Annotated in this window: 13 protein-coding genes, 4 tRNA genes and 3 rRNA genes; 1 reads left to right on the top strand and 19 read right to left on the bottom strand. The window is 36.2% G+C overall.

From position 1 onward, the window contains the following. Positions 1-35: 35 nt before the first annotated feature. The 11 genes from AC3VJB_RS00100 to AC3VJB_RS00050 all read right to left on the bottom strand — a co-directional run bounded on the left by AC3VJB_RS00100 (position 36) and on the right by AC3VJB_RS00050 (position 9,847). Positions 36-1,052 (bottom strand): NAD-dependent epimerase, encoded by a 1,017-nt coding sequence (locus AC3VJB_RS00100; protein WP_159616362.1) that lies wholly within the window; start codon positions 1,050-1,052, stop codon positions 36-38. Next, a complete protein-coding gene (locus AC3VJB_RS00095; protein WP_159494520.1) occupies positions 1,052-2,377 on the bottom strand; it encodes a UDP-glucose dehydrogenase family protein in 1,326 nt (441 codons plus the stop codon). The genes AC3VJB_RS00100 and AC3VJB_RS00095 overlap by 1 nt, the downstream gene beginning before the upstream one ends. A 78-nt stretch (positions 2,378-2,455) precedes the next feature. Beyond that, entirely contained in the window at positions 2,456-3,739 is a 1,284-nt protein-coding gene (locus tag AC3VJB_RS00090) for a nucleotide sugar dehydrogenase (protein WP_159494519.1), read from the bottom strand. 95 nt (positions 3,740-3,834) lie between these two features. Then, positions 3,835-3,909, bottom strand: a tRNA-Val gene (locus AC3VJB_RS00085). Positions 3,910-3,937: 28 nt separating this feature from the next. Continuing rightward, positions 3,938-4,012, bottom strand: a tRNA-Val gene (locus tag AC3VJB_RS00080). Positions 4,013-4,082: 70 nt separating this feature from the next. Next, entirely contained in the window at positions 4,083-5,291 is a 1,209-nt protein-coding gene (locus AC3VJB_RS00075) for a bifunctional folylpolyglutamate synthase/dihydrofolate synthase (RefSeq protein WP_497666613.1), read from the bottom strand. A gap of 31 nt (positions 5,292-5,322) precedes the next feature. Continuing rightward, positions 5,323-6,129 carry an energy transducer TonB gene (locus AC3VJB_RS00070; RefSeq protein WP_167714273.1) on the bottom strand — a complete coding sequence of 269 codons (807 nt, stop codon included), beginning with the start codon at positions 6,127-6,129 and terminating at the stop codon, positions 5,323-5,325. After that, positions 6,130-6,522 carry an ExbD/TolR family protein gene (locus AC3VJB_RS00065; RefSeq protein ID WP_047790254.1) on the bottom strand — a complete coding sequence of 131 codons (393 nt, stop codon included), beginning with the start codon at positions 6,520-6,522 and terminating at the stop codon, positions 6,130-6,132. Beyond that, positions 6,522-7,205: a MotA/TolQ/ExbB proton channel family protein gene (locus AC3VJB_RS00060; RefSeq protein WP_047790255.1), complete on the bottom strand. Its 684-nt coding sequence runs from the start codon at positions 7,203-7,205 to the stop codon at positions 6,522-6,524. Before AC3VJB_RS00060 ends, AC3VJB_RS00065 begins: the two co-directional genes overlap by 1 nt. 170 nt (positions 7,206-7,375) lie before the next feature. Beyond that, positions 7,376-8,602: a Glu/Leu/Phe/Val dehydrogenase dimerization domain-containing protein gene (locus AC3VJB_RS00055; RefSeq protein WP_159616332.1), complete on the bottom strand. Its 1,227-nt coding sequence runs from the start codon at positions 8,600-8,602 to the stop codon at positions 7,376-7,378. 180 nt (positions 8,603-8,782) lie between these two features. Further along, complete coding sequence (locus AC3VJB_RS00050; protein ID WP_437823887.1) at positions 8,783-9,847, bottom strand: anhydro-N-acetylmuramic acid kinase; 1,065 nt, start codon at positions 9,845-9,847, stop codon at positions 8,783-8,785. A 92-nt stretch (positions 9,848-9,939) separates the two neighbouring features. Between AC3VJB_RS00050 and AC3VJB_RS00045 the strand changes: the two genes are divergently transcribed. After that, positions 9,940-11,082 carry an acyl-CoA dehydrogenase gene (locus AC3VJB_RS00045; RefSeq protein ID WP_437823886.1) on the top strand — a complete coding sequence of 381 codons (1,143 nt, stop codon included), beginning with the start codon at positions 9,940-9,942 and terminating at the stop codon, positions 11,080-11,082. Positions 11,083-11,131: 49 nt separating this feature from the next. On the opposite strand, the gene AC3VJB_RS00040 is transcribed toward AC3VJB_RS00045, so the two are convergent. The 8 genes from AC3VJB_RS00040 to AC3VJB_RS00005 all read right to left on the bottom strand — a co-directional run bounded on the left by AC3VJB_RS00040 (position 11,132) and on the right by AC3VJB_RS00005 (position 20,545). Further along, entirely contained in the window at positions 11,132-11,920 is a 789-nt protein-coding gene (locus AC3VJB_RS00040; RefSeq protein ID WP_437823884.1) for a tRNA pseudouridine synthase A, read from the bottom strand. Position 11,921: 1 nt separating this feature from the next. Beyond that, positions 11,922-13,103, bottom strand: coding sequence for an acetate/propionate family kinase (locus AC3VJB_RS00035; protein WP_437823882.1), 1,182 nt, complete (start codon positions 13,101-13,103; stop codon positions 11,922-11,924). Positions 13,104-13,125: 22 nt separating this feature from the next. Then, positions 13,126-15,219, bottom strand: a complete 2,094-nt coding sequence (pta, locus tag AC3VJB_RS00030; RefSeq protein ID WP_437823880.1) for a phosphate acetyltransferase — start codon at positions 15,217-15,219, stop codon at positions 13,126-13,128. Between the two features lie 139 nt (positions 15,220-15,358). After that, positions 15,359-15,467 (bottom strand): 5S ribosomal RNA (rrf, locus tag AC3VJB_RS00025). A 100-nt stretch (positions 15,468-15,567) separates the two neighbouring features. Beyond that, a 23S ribosomal RNA gene (locus AC3VJB_RS00020) occupies positions 15,568-18,440 on the bottom strand. A 221-nt stretch (positions 18,441-18,661) separates the two neighbouring features. After that, positions 18,662-18,735 (bottom strand) — tRNA-Ala (locus AC3VJB_RS00015). Positions 18,736-18,819: 84 nt separating this feature from the next. After that, positions 18,820-18,893 (bottom strand) — tRNA-Ile (locus AC3VJB_RS00010). Between the two features lie 130 nt (positions 18,894-19,023). Beyond that, a 16S ribosomal RNA gene (locus AC3VJB_RS00005) occupies positions 19,024-20,545 on the bottom strand. The 16S, 23S and 5S rRNA genes sit together here with 2 tRNA genes alongside, the layout of an rRNA operon. Positions 20,546-21,129 lie beyond the last annotated feature (584 nt).

Below are 21,129 nucleotides of genomic sequence, written 5' to 3'. Positions count from 1 at the left end.
GAAATATTTGTAGCAGAATTCTCTTAAATAACATTTTAACTTCCAATGTAAAAAACTTTAAACCAATTAATAAACTCTTTTATTCCTTTACTTAAACTTGTATTAGGACTGTAATTATAATCTTTAATTAATCCATCAACATTTGCCCAAGTTTTTTTCACATCCCCCATTTGCATAGGTAACATTTCTTTTGTAGCTTCTTTTCCTATACTCGTTTCAATCTGAGTAATAAATTCTAACAATTTTACAGAATCATTATTTCCTATGTTATAAACTTTATACAAGTCTCTTTCTTCAACAGGCTTCTCTATTACTCTTTTCACTCCTTCTACTATATCATCTATATAAGTAAAATCTCGCTCCATATCACCATTGTTGAACACTTTGATTGGACGATCATTTGAAATGGCATCGGCAAATAGTATCGGTGCCATATCAGGTCTTCCCCAAGGCCCGTATACAGTAAAAAAACGTAATCCTGTTGTTGGTATTTTATATAAATAACTGTAGGTATGTGCCATCAATTCGTTACTCTTTTTTGTTGCAGCATACAAACTCACAGGATTATCGACTATATCTTCTTCTGAAAAAGGTACCTTTTTATTCATTCCATAAACACTTGAACTACTTGCATACACTAAATGTTTAATCTCATGATGCCTACAAGATTCTAAAATATTTAGGAAACCAACAATGTTACTTTGAATATAAGCATTAGGATTTTCAATACTATAACGAACACCTGCTTGTGCTGCTAAATTACATACAACATCAAAGCTTTCTGTAGTGAATAACTGAAATAATTCTTTTTTATCTTCTAAGTTTAGTCTGATAAACTTAAATTTTTCACTAGTACTACTAGTTATTTCTTTGTAGTATACCTCAGCACTTTTTCTTTCAACTCCTAACTCTTTTAATCGAGCATACTTTAAATTGACATCATAATAATCGTTGATATTATCTATTCCTACAACTGTGTGCCCTAACTCTAATAGTTTTTGACTTAGATGAAATCCAATAAAGCCTGCTGCTCCTGTAACTAAAATTTTCATTAGTTTTTTCCTATTTGATAGTATTCAAATCCTTTTTCTTCCAATCCATAGGTAGTATATTGATTTCTTCCATCAAAAATAACTGGAGCTTTCAGTTGTTTTTCAATCTCAGAGAAATCTGGTGAACGGAACTCTTTCCATTCTGTCAATAAAATCAACGCATCTGCATTATCTAGCACCTCGTACTTTGCATTTTTATAGTCAACATTCTCTACATCTTTTAAATAAAAGTGTTGTGCTTCTTCCATAGCCTTAGGATCATATGCTTGTACTTTAGCTCCTCTCTTTACTAGTTCTTTTACCACATAAATTGCAGGCGCTTCACGCATATCATCCGTTCCTGGCTTAAATGCCAACCCCCAGAGACCAAAAGTTTTTCCTGATAAATCTTCTCCAAATTTATTGATGATTTTATCAGCTATCACAAATTTCTGACGATTATTTACTTCCTCAACAGACGTAATCAATTTTGCTTCATATCCATTCTCTTCAGCTATCTTTTTTAAGGCCTTTACATCTTTTGGAAAGCAAGAACCTCCATACCCTGCGCCTGGGTAAATAAAACTATATCCAATTCTTGAGTCTGAACCAATTCCTACTCGAACATTATTTACGTCAGCTCCAACTCGCTCGCAGATATTTGCCATTTCGTTCATGAAGGATATCTTTGTTGCCAGCATTGCATTTGCTGCATACTTGGTCATTTCTGCTGAGCGAACATCCATAGCAATAAAACGTTCATGCGACATAGTAAAAGGTGTATACAGTTGACGCATTTTATCAAAAGCATAATCAGACTCTGCTCCTATTACCACTCTATCAGGTTTCATAAAATCATTGATAGCATCCCCCTCTTTTAAAAACTCAGGATTAGAAACTACATCGAATTCAAGCGTTTCGTTTCTTTTATCTAATTCTGCTTGAATCGTAGCTTTTACTTTATCTGCTGTTCCTATTGGCACAGTAGATTTATCAACAACAATCAATCTGTTATTCATCTTCTGACCTATCTCTTTAGCAACAGCTAATACATATTGTAAGTCCGCCGATCCATCTTCTCCCATTGGAGTTCCAACTGCTATAAAAACAATTTCAGATTCATTAATCGCTTCTTCTAATTCGATAGTAAAGAATAAATTCTTCTTTTCTACATTTTTCAACACCATTTTTTCTAAGCCTGGTTCATAAATGGGAATAATCCCTTGATGAAGCTTATTTATTTTTCCTTGATCAATATCAACACAAATCACATTATTTCCCATCTCTGAAAAACATGTTCCCGATACTAACCCCACATATCCTGTTCCAATAACAGTTATATTCATCTTTTCCTTTTTTTAAATTAAAAGAGTTGATGATAACTCTTCTGTCTCTTAACTATATAGTAAAAAAACATCTCCACCTTACAAAGTCTTATCTGCTATACCTTTAGGCAACACTCCTTTAACATCATACACCACTCCTCCATCTTTCAAAATTGACTTTAAATCTAAGTCTTTATATTCATCATGAGCCACTGCTAATACTACCGCATCATATTTACCCTTCGGTAATTCTTTTACTGAATACAAATTGTATTCTTTTTGAACTTCTTCTACATCAGCCCAAGGATCATAGATTGTTACATCCGTATTATACTCTTTTAACCCCTTTACCACATCTACAACCTTTGTATTACGCACATCTGGACAATTTTCTTTAAATGTAATTCCTAAAAGTAATACTTCCGCCTTTTTTATCTTGATATCTTTATCAATCATTAGTTTTATAACCTGAGAAGCCACATACTCTCCCATTCCGTCATTCATCCTTCTTCCAGCTAAAATGATACCTGGATGGTATCCAAACTCCTGTGCTTTTTGTGCTAAATAATACGGATCTACCCCTATACAATGCCCTCCAACCAAACCTGGCTTGAATCGTAGAAAATTCCATTTTGTCCCAGCTGCTTCCAATACATCGTTTGTATCGATATTCATTAACCCAAAAATCTTTGCTAATTCATTTATAAAAGCAATATTGATATCTCGTTGAGAGTTTTCAATTACTTTTGATGCTTCTGCTACTTTAATAGTTGGCGCTAAATGTGTTCCCGCTGTAATTACTGATTTATATAAATCATCTACTTTTCTCCCTATTTCAGGTGTAGAACCAGAAGTCACTTTTAAAATCTTTTCAACTGTGTGTTCTTTATCTCCTGGATTGATACGTTCTGGAGAATATCCTCCATAAAAATCGTCATTGAACTTCAAGCCAGAAACTTGTTCTAATACCGGAATACATTCTTCCTCTGTAACTCCTGGATACACTGTCGATTCATAAATAACAATATCCCCTTTTTTTAACACCTTTCCTACTGTTTCACTTGCTTTAATTAATGGAGTAAGCACAGGGTGATTATTCTTGTCTACAGGTGTTGGTACTGTTATTATATAATAGTTACATTCTTTAATATCTTCCAATGATGCTGAACAAAAAAGCCCATTCATACCTGAAGGATTTTTTACTAATACTGACTGCAATACCCTATTCTCCACCTCTAAAGTAGAATCTACTCCAGACATTAACTCTTCAACTCTATCTTTATTGATATCGAAACCTATTACAGGATATTTTGTTGCAAACAACCTTGCTAACGGCAGTCCAACATAACCTAACCCTATTACGGCAATTTTTTTATCATTCATATCTCTATTTCCTAAATATGCAAAACTACAAAAAAATGCATGAATGAGAAGATATAAAACAAAAAAGTCTCATCAAGAATGATGAGACCTTACAGTGGGCGCGAAGGGATTCGAACCCCTGACCCCTTGGGTGTAAACCAAGTGCTCTGAACCAACTGAGCTACGCGCCCGTTTGCAATTAAATCTTTGTAAGAGTTGTGGGCGCGAAGGGATTCGAACCCCTGACCCCTTGGGTGTAAACCAAGTGCTCTGAACCAACTGAGCTACGCGCCCTTACTTGTCAATTGCGGGTGCAAATATATAACAGTTTTAGAGATTAACAATAACTTTTTTACATTTTTTTCTATAAAATTTCTGCTACCACAAATGTGCTCCCTCCCACGTAAATCATATCTTCTTTAGATGCATTTACTTTTGCTTTTGCAAGTGACTGACTTACAGAACAAAACACCTCCCCCATCAATCCAAACTCACTTGCTTGCTCTTTTAATTTATCTACTGGCAACCCGCGAGGAATATTCGGTTTACAGAAATAATATTTTGCTTTTTCAGGAAACATTGGTAAAATTTCACTCAAATCCTTGTCTGAAACAACACCTAAAACAATATGTAATTGCTTATAATTTTCTTTTTTTAATTGCTCCAATGTATAAAACAATCCTTCTTTATTATGTGCTGTATCACAAATCACTTTTGGTTTTTCTTGCAACACCTGCCAACGTCCTTTTAAATTGGTGTTTTTTACCACATTTAACAATCCTTTTTTAATATTTTCTTCTGTAATTCTAAATTCTTTCAATTGCTGAGTAGCTATTACCGCCGTTGTTACATTATGTTTTTGGTATTCACCTAATAAATCAGTCGTATAATTTTGCTTTTTATCTGAAGCAAAAAATATTGGTGCTTCGCATTCTTCCGCTTTAGTGTTAAAAACATTTTCCGTTTCTTTTTGACGCTCACCAATAACTACTGGAACATTTTCTTTTATAATCCCTGCTTTTTCAAACGCTATTTCTGGTAAAGTTTCTCCTAAAAACTGTGTATGATCTAATCCGATATTAGTAATTACTGAAACTTCTGGTGCAATTATATTTGTTGAATCTAATCTCCCTCCCAAACCTACTTCAATAACAGCAACATCTACTTTTTGATTCGCAAATTCTTCAAATGCCATTCCTACCGTCATTTCAAAAAAAGATAACCCTTGTTTTTCTAAAAAGACCTTATTCTTTTCTATAAACTTAACCACAGAATCTCTTGAAATTTCTTTTCCATTGATTCGAATTCGTTCAGTAAAGTTTTTTAAATGAGGTGAAGTATACAATCCTACTTTATAACCTGCTTCTTGTAATATAGAAGCTACCATGTGACTAGTAGATCCCTTGCCATTCGTTCCTCCTACATGAATGGTTTTAAACTTTTTTTGTGGATTATCTAACTCATCACACAATGCTATGATATTAGTTAAATCTTTTTTTAATGCTGTTTGTCCCTTACATTGATACATTGGTAACTGAGCAAACATCCAATCTAATACTTGTTGATAAGTCATCTTAATATTTTAGTGTAAAAAATAGATGTATTTATTTTGAAAGAGAAAACTTATAGATAATTGTTCCTCGTTGTTTTGATGGTGCATTTCCATCTGCATTCCATTTTGTTTTTAATGCTGCTTTTTTTGCTGCATCGTATAAACATGATGCTGAATTTGTAGTCCCTTTAGCTCCTGGAGTTGCTTTAATTACTTTTCCATTTTGATCAACCTCAATACTTACCACTACCGTACCTTCTTCTTGACAGTCTGGTTTTTGAATAGGTTTTGACAAAGCTTTTCTTCCTGCTAGGTTATAATTACCTCCTGAGCCACTTCCGGAATTGCCGTAATATTTATCTGAATTTGGGTCTCCATTTTCATTTCCTTTTACACCAGATTTTTTATCATCTCCTTCGCCAGAATTAGCTCCATCTTTTGACGTTCCGTTTAACAAACTATTTAAAGCATCAGTTGTTTCTTTTGATGGCTTAGGCTTCTTTTTTTCTTTAGGCTTTTCTTCTTTGGAAGTTTCTTTTACAGCTTCTTTTTTTTCAACCACTGGAACTTCTTCAGCAGTATCATTTGTAATAATTTCTTCTTTTATTGTTTCCTCTGGGGTTTCTTCTACTTGCTCTTCAACAACCTCTTCTTGTTGTGATGTTGCTTGTGCTTTAGTTTTTTCAACAGGCTCTCCACTTCCTACTTCAGAGGTACCAAAATTAATCGCTAGACCATATTCAATAGGTGGATCGAGATATTTCATTCCGTAATTGAGTATTCCAATAACAAATAATATCAGAATAATTGCTGTAATAATAGCTGATTTACGTTTATGTTGAGTATCTAAAACTGTCATTTATTTACCTTTAACAGCTAAAATCATTTTTAACTTGTTTCTATTCGCAATATCAATCACCTGCATTACATTTTTATACTGCACATTTTGATCACCACGAATAACCACTGTTTTCTTTTTATCTACGCCTACCTTAGTTAACAACTCTCTTTCTAAATTTACGTTACTAACTTTTGTTTTATCTATGTAAAACAACGCATCATTAGTTATAGTTACCGCTACTGATGTATTATTCTCTGTTTTACCTCCAGCTTTAGGCAACAAGACATCAATGGCACTTACTGTAACCAATGTTGATGTTAACATAAAAAATATCAACAACAAAAAAACAATATCAGTCATTGATGACATATTGAAGTTTGGATTGACTTTATTTCTTCCTCGTAAATTCATTATACCGGTTCGTTTAATAAATCTAAAAACTCAACAGATTTTGCTTCCATTTGATAAACAACCTTATCGGTACGAACTACTAAATGGTTATAAGCTATATATGCTATAATCCCTACAATTAACCCAGCAACTGTCGTTGTCATTGCTGTATACAAGCCATCCGATAACATTTTAATATCTATTTGTCCTCCTGAATTTGCTATTTCATGAATCGCAACAATCATTCCAATTACAGTTCCTAAAAAACCTATCATTGGAGCAGCTCCTGCTATTGTTGCTAATACTGACACATTTCTTTCTAGCTTATAAACCTCTAGTTTTCCTGCATTTTCTATTGCTGTATTAATATCTTCAAGAGGTTTTCCTATTCTAGAAATTCCTTTTCCTATTAATCTGGCTGTTGGCGTAACTGTATTATCACAAAGTGATTTAGCACTATCTATTCTTCCGTTCGTTACATGATCCCTAATTTGGTCCATGAAATTAACATCTACTTTTGATGCTTCTTTAATAGCAAAAAAACGTTCAAAATAAATGTAAAGAGCCACGGCTAACAACACGAATAACAAAGCGATAATAATTTGACCGCCTACACCTCCGTCCATAATTAAATTATAGATTGATAACGTTTTTTCTTGAGGTACTTCCTCTACCAACTCCTGAGTTTCTTGAAATAATAGCATGAATACTAAATTAGAATTTATATTATGTTTTCGCTATTTAACTAACGATTTCTTTTATTTAAAATTGTTTGATGTAAAAAGTCTTCCTTACTTTTAACAATGAAGGAAGACTTTTACTTTTATTATGCTTAATTACTTAAACAGTATTTCTGAAGTCATAAAAAAGAACTTTATACTAGTTCTTTTAATGCAATTTCAAAAGCTGTTTCACTTATTTGTGTTTTTGCAGCACTCTTAGCATGTGTTCTTTGTAACGCTTTTTTAATAGTATTTGAAGTATCTTCAAAAATAGCTTGATCTGTCATTTCTACTCTTCGCTCCATAAAGTATGCAAATACTCTTGCCATACCACAGTTTGAAATAAAGTCTGGAATCAAACTCACTTTTTTATCAGTATCTTCCATAATAGATCCAAAGAAAATTTCTTTATCTGCAAATGGAACATTTGCTCCACAAGAAATAACTTCTAATCCTGAATTTATCATCTGGTTAATTTGCTCTTGAGTAACTAACCTTGAAGCTGCACACGGTGCGAAAACTTCACAAGGAAGATTCCAAACACGCTCATTCATCTCCTCAAATGGAATCATGTTTTCAGACACTAACGTATTCCCATCTTTATTTAAAAACATTTCTTGAATTTCTTCAAAAGAGAATCCTTCTTCTTTAATAACTCCTCCAACACGATCAATAATTCCTACTACTTTAGCTCCCATTTGTGCTAAATAATACGCTGCGGCTGAACCTACATTACCAAAACCTTGTACTACAGCACGCTTTCCTTCTACTGTTCCTCCATAAATATCGTAGTAATGACGAACTGCTTCAGCAACTCCATATCCAGTAATCATATCAGCTACGGTATATTTTCTGGCTACGCTTGGTGATAAACTTTCATCTTCTAACACTTTAATAACTCCATGGCGTAACTGACCAATACGGTTAATTTTATCTGCTTCGGTAGGCTTGAAATGTCCATTAAAAACTCCCTCTTGCGGGTGCCAAACTCCACTATCTTCTGTAATCGGAATTACTTCATGAATTTCATCAACATTTAAGTCTCCTCCTGTTCCATAATAGTTTTTTAATAATGGAGCAACAGCTTTATACCAACGCTCTAAAACTCCTTTTTTACGAGGATCGTGCGGATCGAAATTAATCCCTGATTTTGCTCCTCCAATTGCTGGACCCGATACCGTAAATTTCACTTCCATAGTTTTAGCAAGTGACATTACTTCGTATTTATCTAATCCTTTACGCATACGTGTACCACCACCAGCAGCACCTCCTCTTAATGAATTAATAACTGTCCAACCTTCTGCTTCTGTTTCAGGGTCTTTCCAATTAAATACTATTTCTGGTTGCTTTTCTTCGTATTGCTTTAATAATTCTTTCATTGTTTAATGTTATAATAGATGATTTTCAACTTTACTTGTTTCTTTTTCATATTCAAAAAATTCGCTGTAATTATTCCCCTGTGGGGAAGCTAAAGTTGATTCATTATACTATAGGTTTTAGTGTGTAGTTGTTACCGAACAAATTTATCATAAAAAACTACATTACTCAAATACTTTAAATTATTTCTGCGGATAAAAAATATTACCTGAAGAATGATCCTTCTTTGCCCCAGTAACTGACTGTAAACAGTTTACTTTGCTTTGGGTCTTTAGCACTCCTAACAACGCAAAAATCAAAGCTTCTTTGTAATCAATGAGTTCTGTACTTACTTGTTTTATTTTTGTCTGTGCAAAAAACTCTATTCTCTTCATTAAAAACGTATTGAACGCTCCTCCTCCTGTTACTAAAATAGTAGCATCATTTTTAACAACATTACCTATTTGCATCGCTACATGTTCTACAAAAGTTCTTAGAATAGTTGATATATCTGCTTCCTCTTTATCTATTAAAGGAAAAATAGTTGACTGTACCCATTCTAATCCTAGAGATTTTGGAGGAAGCTCTTGATAAAAGGAAAGCTCGTTCAATCGTCTTAATAATCCCATATTAATTTTCCCTTCTGAGGCTATTTCCCCTTCATTATCATACTCTAAGTCTATTTTACGTGTGTAATGGTTCAGTACAATATTCACAGGACAAATATCAAAAGCTATTCTTTGTTTATTTTCTTCATAAGAGATATTAGCAAAACCTCCTAAGTTTAAACAGTAATCATAATCAGTAAATAATAGTCTATCTCCAATAGGCACTAAAGGAGCTCCTTGTCCACCTAACGCTACATCTTGAGTTCTAAAATCACATACTACTTTTTGCTGAGTAACATTTGCTATGACTTGCCCATTTCCTATTTGTAGGGTAATTCCTTTTTCTGGTTGATGCAAAACTGTATGCCCGTGAGATGCTATAAAATCTAATTTAGAAATACGGTGTTCTCTTATAAAGTTATTCAATATACTCCCCAAAAATTCACCATAATTAACATCTAAAATTTGTAAATCTTTCTCATCGTAATTTATAGCTTCTTGCAGTTTTTTCTTCCATTCATTAGAATATGATACTGTCTCTGCCTGTATAATTCTAAAATCTTCGTATAAATTTTCATGCATTTTTATATATGCCAAATCTATTCCATCTAAAGAAGTTCCTGACATTAATCCAATACAATAAATATAGTTGTCTTGCATAAAGTAAAAATAACAAGTCTATTGAAAAATTGCTATTAAAAAAGTATCTTTGAACACATTTTTTACGAATTTAACAAAATATAAAATAGATAATGGATTTTAACCTTACAGAAGAGCATTTAATGATTCGTGATGCTGCACGTGATTTTGCTCAAACCGAATTATTGCCAGGAGTTATAGAAAGAGATGAAAAACAAGAGTTTCCTAATGAACTAGTTCGCAAAATGGGTGAGTTAGGATTTATGGGAGTAATGGTAGATCCTAAATACGGAGGAAGTGGAATGGATGCTGTTTCTTACGTATTAATTATGGAAGAATTATCAAAAATTGATGCTTCAGCTTCAGTAATGGTTTCTGTAAACAATTCATTAGTATGTTATGGTTTAGAAGCTTATGGTACTGAAGAACAAAAACAAAAATATTTAACAAAATTAGCTACTGGTGAGCAAATTGGTGCGTTTTGTTTAAGTGAGCCAGAAGCTGGTTCTGATGCTACTTCGCAAGCAACTACTGCTGAAGACAAAGGAGATTACTATTTATTAAATGGTACTAAAAACTGGATTACTAATGGTGGACGTGCTGATACTTATTTAGTAATCGCTCAAACAGATAGAGCTAAAGGCCATAGAGGAATCAATGCTTTTATTATTGAAAAAGGTATGGAAGGTTTCCACATTGGTCCTAAAGAAGATAAATTAGGTATTCGTGGTTCTGACACACACACGTTACAATTTAACGATGTAAAAGTTCCTAAAGAAAACCGTATTGGTGAAGACGGATTCGGTTTTAAATTTGCGATGAAAACTTTATCTGGTGGACGTATTGGTATTGCTGCTCAAGCATTAGGTATTGCTTCAGGAGCTTATGAATTAGCGTTAAAATACTCTAAAGAGCGTAAAGCTTTTGGTACTGAAATTTGTAACCACCAAGCTATTGCATTCAAATTAGCTGATATGTATACAGAAATTGCTGCGGCTCGTCACTTAGTAATGGCTGCTGCTTGCAAAAAAGATGCTGGTGAAAACTATGATCGTGAAGGTGCTATGGCAAAATTATATGCTTCTAAAGTAGCAATGGAACAAACTGTTGAAGCTGTTCAAGTTCATGGAGGTAATGGTTTCGTAAAAGAATACCATGTAGAGCGTTTAATGCGTGATGCTAAAATTACTCAGATTTACGAAGGAACTTCAGAAATTCAGAAAATTGTAATCTCAAGAAGTTTAATTAGAGATTAACTCTAATTAAACATATTTTGTAAAAATAAAGCTTGTCAATTGACAAGCTTTATTTTTTAAATTCTACTTTATGTAAATGTAGTCCAGAAGCTGGTGCGATGGTTTTCATAAAGTCTATATCACTATTTTCAGGACTCAAACTTTTTTTGATGAACTCTAAATCATAATTTCCTTTTCCTAATTCAGCTAAAGCTCCCATAATCAAACGAATTTGATTCCGTAAAAACCCACTCCCTCTAATAACCAACACAAAACTTTTCTCCGGAAAAAAAGAAGCGGATAATTCCGTATTTTCTTCTATTTTACATACATCAATACTACGCGCTACTTTGGTTTCTGCTGATGGTTTGGTGCAATAATGTTTAAAATTATGAAAACCTTCAAACAACTGTGCACCTTCTTTCATCAATTCAACATCTAATTCATCTAAATACCCCGTTAAAAAAGGAGCGCAGTAGGGATGATTTTTCTCTCCAAAGGAAAAATAATAACGATACTCTTTTACTTTAGGATGCTGAATGATATTAAACTCTTCATCGTGAAGTTGCTCTACACCTAACACTCGAATATCAGAAGGTGAATTGCGATTAAAATCTTCAATAAAAAAAGATTCGTCTAATTTTTCATCAATAAACAACTGAAAACAATAGTCAGTCGATGAAACTTTTGCATCCGTTCTCCCAACTCCTACTGACTTGCAACGAATTCCTTTACACACAAACTTTAATGTCTTGTCAACAAAAAAATGAACTGTTTTTAAATTAGGTTGTTTTTGCCAACCGTGTAAACGAAACCCTAAATATTGAAACCGTACTAAATAAGAGTAGTTATAATTCATATTATAATAATTCGTACGCTTGCTTTGCTATTTCTAACTCTTCATTAGTTGGAATTACTAGCACTTTTACTTTTGAAGTTTCTTTATTTATCTCCCTTATTTGTTTAGATCTAATAACATTTTTTTCATCATCTAATTCAATTCCGAAATATTCCATATTAGTACAGACTAACTTTCTAATTACATAAGAATTTTCTCCAATACCCGCTGTGAAAACAACTGCATCTAAACCGTTCATTACCGCAACATACGAACCTATATATTTTTTAATTCTATAAGCATTAATTTCCAAGGCTAATTGACAGTTTTTATTACCCTTAGCAGCAGCAGCTTCAATATCTCGTAAATCACTAAAACCTGTTAAACCCAACATTCCACTTTCTTTTTGCAACATGTTATTAACATCATTAATATCATATCCCAAATTATTTGTTAGATAAAAAATTAAAGAATGGTCAATATCACCAGATCTTGTTCCCATAATTAAACCTGTTACAGGACTAAAACCTAAACTATGGTCAATACTTTTTCCATTTTCAACCGCAGTAATACTACATCCGTTTCCTAAATGAATCGTAATAATTTTTGACTGTTTTTTTTGAAGATACTCATTTGCTTTTTCTGACACATATTTATGACTTGTTCCATGAAAACCATACAAACGTATTCCATACTCTTCTAATAATTTAGTAGGTATTGCGTATTTATACGCTTCAACCGGTATGGTTTGGTGAAATGCTGTATCAAAAACCGCTACTTGTTGTGCATATTTAAAAATAGACTCAGAAACCTTAATCCCTTCCAAGTTTGCAGGATTGTGTAAAGGTGCTAATGAAAATAACGATTCTATTTTCTTTTTAACCTCTTCAGTTACTATAGCCGTTTTTGTAAAAGTACTTCCACCATGCACTACTCTGTGCCCAACAATTTTAATTTCATCTGTAGAAGAAATTACTCCTACTTTTTTATCCAATAATAAATCAACAACCTTTTCTAAACCAGATTTATGGTTTGCGATAATTACTTCTTTTTCTACTTTAATATTGTTAGATTTATAGTGAACTTTTCCAAGTTCTAAACCAATTCTTTCTATCAACCCTGAACAAAGCACTTCTTGCTGAGGCATTTGAAATAATTGATATTTTATTGAGGAACTTCCTGAATTTATGACTAAAACTTTCATCTATTTTTTATTAATAAACAAGCTATTCTTGTGCTTGAATTGCAGTTAAAATTACGGTATTAAAAATATCATCAACGGTACAACCTCTACTTAAATCATTTACAGGCTTATTTAGCCCTTGCAACATTGGTCCAATAGCCAAAGCTCCTGTTTCTCGCTGTACTGCCTTATAAGTATTATTTCCTGTATTCAAATCAGGAAAGATTAACACATTGGCTTGCCCCGCTACTTCCGAATTTGGTAATTTCTTTTTTCCTACGGAAAGATCAACTGCTGCATCATACTGAATTGGTCCTTCTACTTTTAAGTCTGGACGTTTTTCCTTCACAATTTCAGTAGCTCTTCTAACAGTATCTACATCTTCTCCTTTACCTGAAGCACCTGATGAATATGATAACATCGCTATTTTAGGATCTATACCAAAAGCAATACTTGAATCTGCTGAAGAAATTGCTATTTCTGCTAATTCTTCTGCTGTTGGATTAGGGTTAATAGCACAATCACCAAACACTGAAACTCTATCCTCCAAACACATAAAGAAAATTGATGAAACTACTGAAAATCCTGGTTTTGTTTTTACAAACTGTAAAGCTGGTTTTATAGTATGTTGAGTAGTATGTGCTGCTCCAGAAACCATTCCGTCAGCTAACCCTTTATATACCATCATAGTTCCGAAATAAGAAACATCAGCCATCAAATCTTCTGCCATAGCAGGACTTAATCCTTTGTGTTTCCTTAATTCATATAACGTATTGGAAAAATCTGAAAAGTATTTAGATTCTATTGGATTAATAATTACAGTTTTATCGAAATCAAAAGGAATATTTAATCGTTTAACTGAAGCTTCTATATTTACTTTTTTACCTAATATTGTTAACTGAACAACATCTGTTTTTTGTAGTTGAGAAGCGGCTATCAAAATCCTATCATCGTTTCCTTCAGGTAATACAATGTGTTTACGCCTTTCTTTAGCTTTTTTTAATAAGTTATATTGAAACATTCTTGGAGTTAACGCTTCTGATCCTTTATAACTAACTAACTTTTCATTCAAGCTTGCAACATCAACATATTTTTCAAACATATTGATAGACATTTTTATTTTATCAATATTCTCGGCATAAATATGAGAACGAACAGCTCCTAATCTAGAAGCAATACTAAATGTTCCATCTTTAACCCAAAGAATAGGCACCACTTTTTCTAGACCTTCAATAAGTTTAATGATTGAAGAATTTAACTCCATTCCTCCTGTAAGAATAATCCCAGCTATAGATGGATAATTACTAGAAATATTGGCTTGTAAGGTACCTAATAATATATCAGATCTATCTGCTGGTGTTACCACAACGCTATCATCTGTCAAATGATGCAAAAAATGAGATAGTTGCATAGCTCCAACTTTAATATCACCTGTAGTATTATTTAGCAATCCTTCTCCAAATAGAACTTTTCCTTCAATTTCCATTAAGAACTCCTTAATTGTTGGGTTATTTAATTTTTGATCTATCGGAATGGCATTTATTGAAACTGACTTTGGTAAATTTACACCTACTTCTTGTACTATCGTTGGAATATTCTTTTCTTGTACTTTGTTTGCCACAACCGCAATAACCTGTACATCTTTGTTTACAAAAGAATCATAAGTTAATCGTAAGCTCTGAATAAAGTCCTCAAGTGATTTATTCACTCCTCCTGAAACTATAATTACAGGCGCTCCAATATTTTTGGCAATAAGTACATTTAAATCCATTTCTATTACAGCTCCATGATCAGAAAAATCAGTTCCTTCAATAATTACAAAATCATTTTCTTCTTCTAGTTTCTTATACTTTTCAATGATTATATTAATTATTTCATCCTCTCTGTCATCATTCAATTTTCTAATAAGCTCTGAGCGTGTAAAAGCATAACAATCTTCATACTCACTTTTTAAATTGAAATAATTAAGAACTGTGTTTATGTGATTATCTCTCTTATCACCTATCGGATTATCAATTATAGGTCTAAAGTATCCTACTTTAGGTTTTTTACGAAGTAACAGCTGCATCAAACCCAAACTTAGCATAGATTTTCCAGAGTTTGCATCACTCGCTGCGATATAAATTGCTTTATTCATATTCTTGCTTTTAAAGCAAAATTACTTCTTTTATAATTATAAAAATAACGGGCAAAGGATTAAAAACTACGAGATACAGCAATCCCAAAAATAAGATCAAAAAAAAACCTCAATCTTTTAAAGATTGAGGCTTGATAAAGAAAGGCAACGACCTACTCTCCCACCTGTGGCAGTACCATCGGCGCTAATGGGCTTAACTTCTCTGTTCGGAATGGTAAGAGGTGAGCCCCATTGCGATAATCACCTTAAATCGTTTCAGTATATTTCAACTGTAAAAGTTAACATATTAGTAAAATCATATCCTAAATTCATCAAAGAGTTTGCTCCCGGCCACTAGGACCGGGATACGTACATAAGCCTATGGGTTATTAGTACTACTCAGCTACATACATTACTGCACTTACACTTATAGCCTATCAACGTGGTGATCTTCCACGACCCTTTAAAGAAATCTCATCTTGTGGTGGGTTTCGCGCTTATATGCTTTCAGCGCTTATCCCTTCCCGACGTAGCTACTCTGCAGTGCCCCTGGCGAGACAACAGATACACTAGAGGTCAGTCCAACTCGGTCCTCTCGTACTAAAGTCAGATCCACTCAAATTTCTAACGCCCACAGCAGATAGAGACCGAACTGTCTCACGACGTTCTGAACCCAGCTCGCGTGCCACTTTAATGGGCGAACAGCCCAACCCTTGGGACCTTCTCCAGCCCCAGGATGTGACGAGCCGACATCGAGGTGCCAAACCCCCCCGTCGATGTGAGCTCTTGGGGGAGATCAGCCTGTTATCCCCGGAGTACCTTTTATCCTTTGAGCGATGGCCCTTCCATGCGGAACCACCGGATCACTATGCTCTACTTTCGTACCTGATCGACCTGTATGTCTCTCAGTCAAGCTCCCTTATGCCATTGCACTCTACGCACGGTTACCAAGCGTGCTGAGGGAACCTTTAGAAGCCTCCGTTACTCTTTTGGAGGCGACCACCCCAGTCAAACTACCCACCACGCACTGTTCTCATTGCTGAGTTAGGCTCTAGATAAGCAAAGGGTGGTATTTCAAGGATGACTCCACAACGCCTAGCGACGCCGCTTCAAAGTCTCCCACCTATCCTACACATTACTTATCCAAAGTCAATACGAAGCTATAGTAAAGGTTCACGGGGTCTTTTCGTCCCGCTGCGGGTAATCGGCATCTTCACCGATACTACAATTTCACCGAGCTCATGGCTGAGACAGTATCCAGATCGTTGCACCATTCGTGCAGGTCGGAACTTACCCGACAAGGAATTTCGCTACCTTAGGACCGTTATAGTTACGGCCGCCGTTTACTGGGGCTTCATTTGATTGCGTCGCCGAAGCTAACAACTCCACTTAACCTTCCAGCACCGGGCAGGTGTCAGGCCTTATACATCATCTTTCAATTTAGCAAAGCCCTGTGTTTTTGATAAACAGTCGCCTGGATCTTTTCACTGCGGCCAACATTGCTGTTGGCGACTCTTCTCCCGAAGTTACGAGTCTATTTTGCCTAGTTCCTTAGCCATGAATCTCTCGAGCACCTTAGAATTCTCATCCCAACTACCTGTGTCGGTTTACGGTACGGGTTCTTATAACCTGAAGCTTAGAGGTTTTTCTTGGAAGTTTTTAGGCACACTATCCACGCATCCGAAGACTTGTGGTACTATCACACTTCAGCTAAACCAGCGGATTTGCCTACCAGTCTAATACCTAAATGTTTCAACGAACTATTCCGTCAGTTCGCGGTGCTTTCAGTACTCCGTCACCCCATCGCAATTATAAGAAGTACAGGAATATTAACCTGTTGTCCATCGACTACTCCCTTCGGATTCGCCTTAGGTCCCGACTAACCCTCAGCTGATTAGCATCGCTGAGGAAACCTTAGTCTTTCGGTGAGGGGGTTTCTCGCCCCCTTTATCGTTACTTATGCCTACATTTTCTTTTCTATACGTTCCAGCATGCCTCACAGCACACCTTCAGCACATATAGAATGCTCCCCTACCACTTTTAAAAGTCCATAGCTTCGGTAATATGTTTATGCCCGATTATTATCCATGCTCGACCGCTCGACTAGTGAGCTGTTACGCACTCTTTAAATGAATGGCTGCTTCCAAGCCAACATCCTAGCTGTCTGGGCAGTCAAACCTCGTTTTTTCAACTTAACATATATTTGGGGACCTTAGCTGATGGTCTGGGTTCTTTCCCTCTCGGACATGGACCTTAGCACCCATGCCCTCACTGCTGAAAAACATTTTATAGCATTCGGAGTTTGTCAGGAATTGGTAGGCGGTGAAGCCCCCGCATCCAATCAGTAGCTCTACCTCTATAAAACTTTTATTCAACGCTGCACCTAAATGCATTTCGGGGAGTACGAGCTATTTCCGAGTTTGATTGGCCTTTCACCCCTACCCACAGGTCATCCAAAGACTTTTCAACGTCAACTGGTTCGGTCCTCCACTGTGTGTTACCACAGCTTCAACCTGCCCATGGGTAGATCACTCGGTTTCGCGTCTACTACTACTAACTATAATCGCCCTATTCAGACTCGCTTTCGCTTCGGCTCCAGACCTTAAATCTTTAACCTTGCTAGCAACAGTAACTCGTAGGCTCATTATGCAAAAGGCACGCCGTCACACAGTAAATGTGCTTCGACCGCTTGTAGGCGTACGGTTTCAGGTTCTCTTTCACTCCCTTACTTAGGGTTCTTTTCACCTTTCCCTCACGGTACTAGTTCACTATCGGTCTTTCAGGAGTATTTAGCCTTACCGGATGGTCCCGGTGGATTCATACAGGATTACACGTGTCCCGCACTACTCAGGGTACTGCTATATCCTCTTCGATTACCTGTACGAGACTATCACTCTCTGCGGTTCGTCTTTCCAAACGATTCCAGTTCTCTTAGATTCTAATGTCGCAGCCCTACAACCCCAATATTGCCGTAACAACATTGGTTTGGGCTAATCCGCGTTCGCTCGCCACTACTAACGGAATCACTTTTGTTTTCTCTTCCTATGGTTACTTAGATGTTTCAGTTCACCACGTTTGCTCACCCGAAGGTGTGACATGTCTTCAACATGACGGGTTGCCCCATTCGGAAATCTACGGATCATAAAATATGTGCTTCTCCCCGTAGCTTATCGCAGCTTATCGCGTCCTTCTTCGCCTCTGAAAGCCTAGGCATCCTCCATACGCCCTTATTTAGCTTATTGTACTTTTTGCTGTAGTATCTCTACTACAACGAGCTCTTTATAATTCTTGTTCTTATAAAAATATGTTGTTAGATGTTATCTAACTCTCTATCTTGATTCTTTACGATATCATTTTACCAATATGTCAATGAACGTGGCGAATCGCCACTGATAAGTATTTATCAGTGCAACTCGTGCAGCACTCTGAAACAACTCATTTATTGTCTCGAGGCACTGCCTCGTGGAGAATATCGGAGTCGAACCGATGACCTCTTGCGTGCAAGGCAAGCACTCTAGCCAGCTGAGCTAATCCCCCAATTGCAAATTCAAAATTATGAATTCAGAATTATGAATTGTGAATCCCAACTTCTAGAATTTCCTGTACTTAGTCTTAAAATTGTAGTCTCGGGCAGACTCGAACTGCCGACCTCTACATTATCAGTGTAGCGCTCTAACCAGCTGAGCTACGAGACTGTCTTAGACAGCTTAGATATTAATATCAAACATCTAAAAATTATCTCCTTTTTAAGATCTTAGTCTATTTTTTAAAATTAACAGCAAAGAGTAAAATAAACCTCTATTGTAACTCACCATCTTTCTCTAGAAAGGAGGTGTTCCAGCCGCACCTTCCGGTACGGCTACCTTGTTACGACTTAGCCCTAGTTACCAGTTTTACCCTAGGCAGCTCCTTGCGGTAACCGACTTCAGGCACCCCCAGCTTCCATGGCTTGACGGGCGGTGTGTACAAGGCCCGGGAACGTATTCACCGGATCATGGCTGATATCCGATTACTAGCGATTCCAGCTTCACGGAGTCGAGTTGCAGACTCCGATCCGAACTGTGATATGGTTTATAGATTCGCTCCAACTCGCGTTGTGGCTGCTCATTGTCCATACCATTGTAGCACGTGTGTAGCCCAGGACGTAAGGGCCGTGATGATTTGACGTCATCCCCACCTTCCTCACGGTTTGCACCGGCAGTCTCGCTAGAGTCCTCAGCTTTACCTGCTAGCAACTAACGATAAGGGTTGCGCTCGTTATAGGACTTAACCTGACACCTCACGGCACGAGCTGACGACAACCATGCAGCACCTTGTAAAGTGTCCGAAGAAAAAGGTATCTCTACCCCTGTCACTCTACATTTAAGCCCTGGTAAGGTTCCTCGCGTATCATCGAATTAAACCACATGCTCCACCGCTTGTGCGGGCCCCCGTCAATTCCTTTGAGTTTCAATCTTGCGATCGTACTCCCCAGGTGGGACACTTATCACTTTCGCTTAGTCACTGAGACAAATCCCAACAACTAGTGTCCATCGTTTACGGCGTGGACTACCAGGGTATCTAATCCTGTTCGCTCCCCACGCTTTCGTCCATGAGCGTCAGTATACACGTAGTAGACTGCCTTCGCAATCGGTATTCTAAGTAATATCTATGCATTTCACCGCTACACTACTTATTCTATCTACTTCCGTATAACTCAAGTCAACCAGTATCAAAGGCAGTTCCATAGTTAAGCTATGGGATTTCACCTCTGACTTAATTGACCGCCTGCGGACCCTTTAAACCCAATGATTCCGGATAACGCTTGCACCCTCCGTATTACCGCGGCTGCTGGCACGGAGTTAGCCGGTGCTTATTCTTACAGTACCGTCAAGGTCGTACACGTACGACTGTTTCTTCCTGTATAAAAGCAGTTTACAACCCATAGGGCAGTCTTCCTGCACGCGGCATGGCTGGTTCAGAGTTGCCTCCATTGACCAATATTCCTCACTGCTGCCTCCCGTAGGAGTCTGGTCCGTGTCTCAGTACCAGTGTGGGGGATAATCCTCTCAGACCCCCTACCTATCGTTGCCATGGTAAGCCGTTACCTTACCATCTAGCTAATAGGACGCATAGTCATCTTGTACCAATAAATCTTTAATTTAAAAATGATGCCATCTCTAAACATTATGGAGTATTAATCTTCATTTCTAAAGGCTATCCTCCTGTACAAGGCAGATTCTATACGCGTTACGCACCCGTTCGCCGGTCGCCGACATCTAGCAAGCTAGATTCGCTGCCCCTCGACTTGCATGTGTTAAGCCTGCCGCTAGCGTTCATCCTGAGCCAGGATCAAACTCTTCATTGTATAATCTTTAATATTATTAATGTTAAGTTCCAAAAGAATTTTATAATAGCTTAATCTCTTAAACTACTACCGGTAATTCTACTCTTTAATTACGCTGTCAATTTCAATATTTTCAATGAACTTGTGGCGAGTCGCCAATGACAAGTTGTTACTTATCTTACGACTCATCCTCTTGTAGAAACACTAGACTCGAACTAGTAACTTATCGTCTTCCAAAATTTCTGTGATCGTGCCGCTTTGTGAAAGCGGATGCAAAACTACAAACTCTTTTTAATCTGACAAAACTTTTTTTAAAGTTTTTTTCTCGTTTGATTTGCTACACTATGTTAATGAACTGTTCCCCTAAAATTCGGACTGCAAAGATACTCACTTTATTTCCTAATAAACAAGAATTTGTTAAACTATTTTTTAACCTTTTCTTTAAATATCTTAAACCCTATTTTAATGAACTTTTGCTAACTTTAAAACTTAGCGCTTCTCCGTTGGCGGGTGCAAATATAGATACCTTTTCCCACTTAACAAGCAATTTTTAAACCTTTTTTTTAAATATTTTTTAATACGTTATTATATAATTAGTTACACCC

Source organism: Tenacibaculum sp. TB-53 (genome assembly GCF_059716285.2).
Note: the sequence above shows the minus strand (reverse complement) of the source record. Positions and strands in the feature narration are given on the sequence as shown.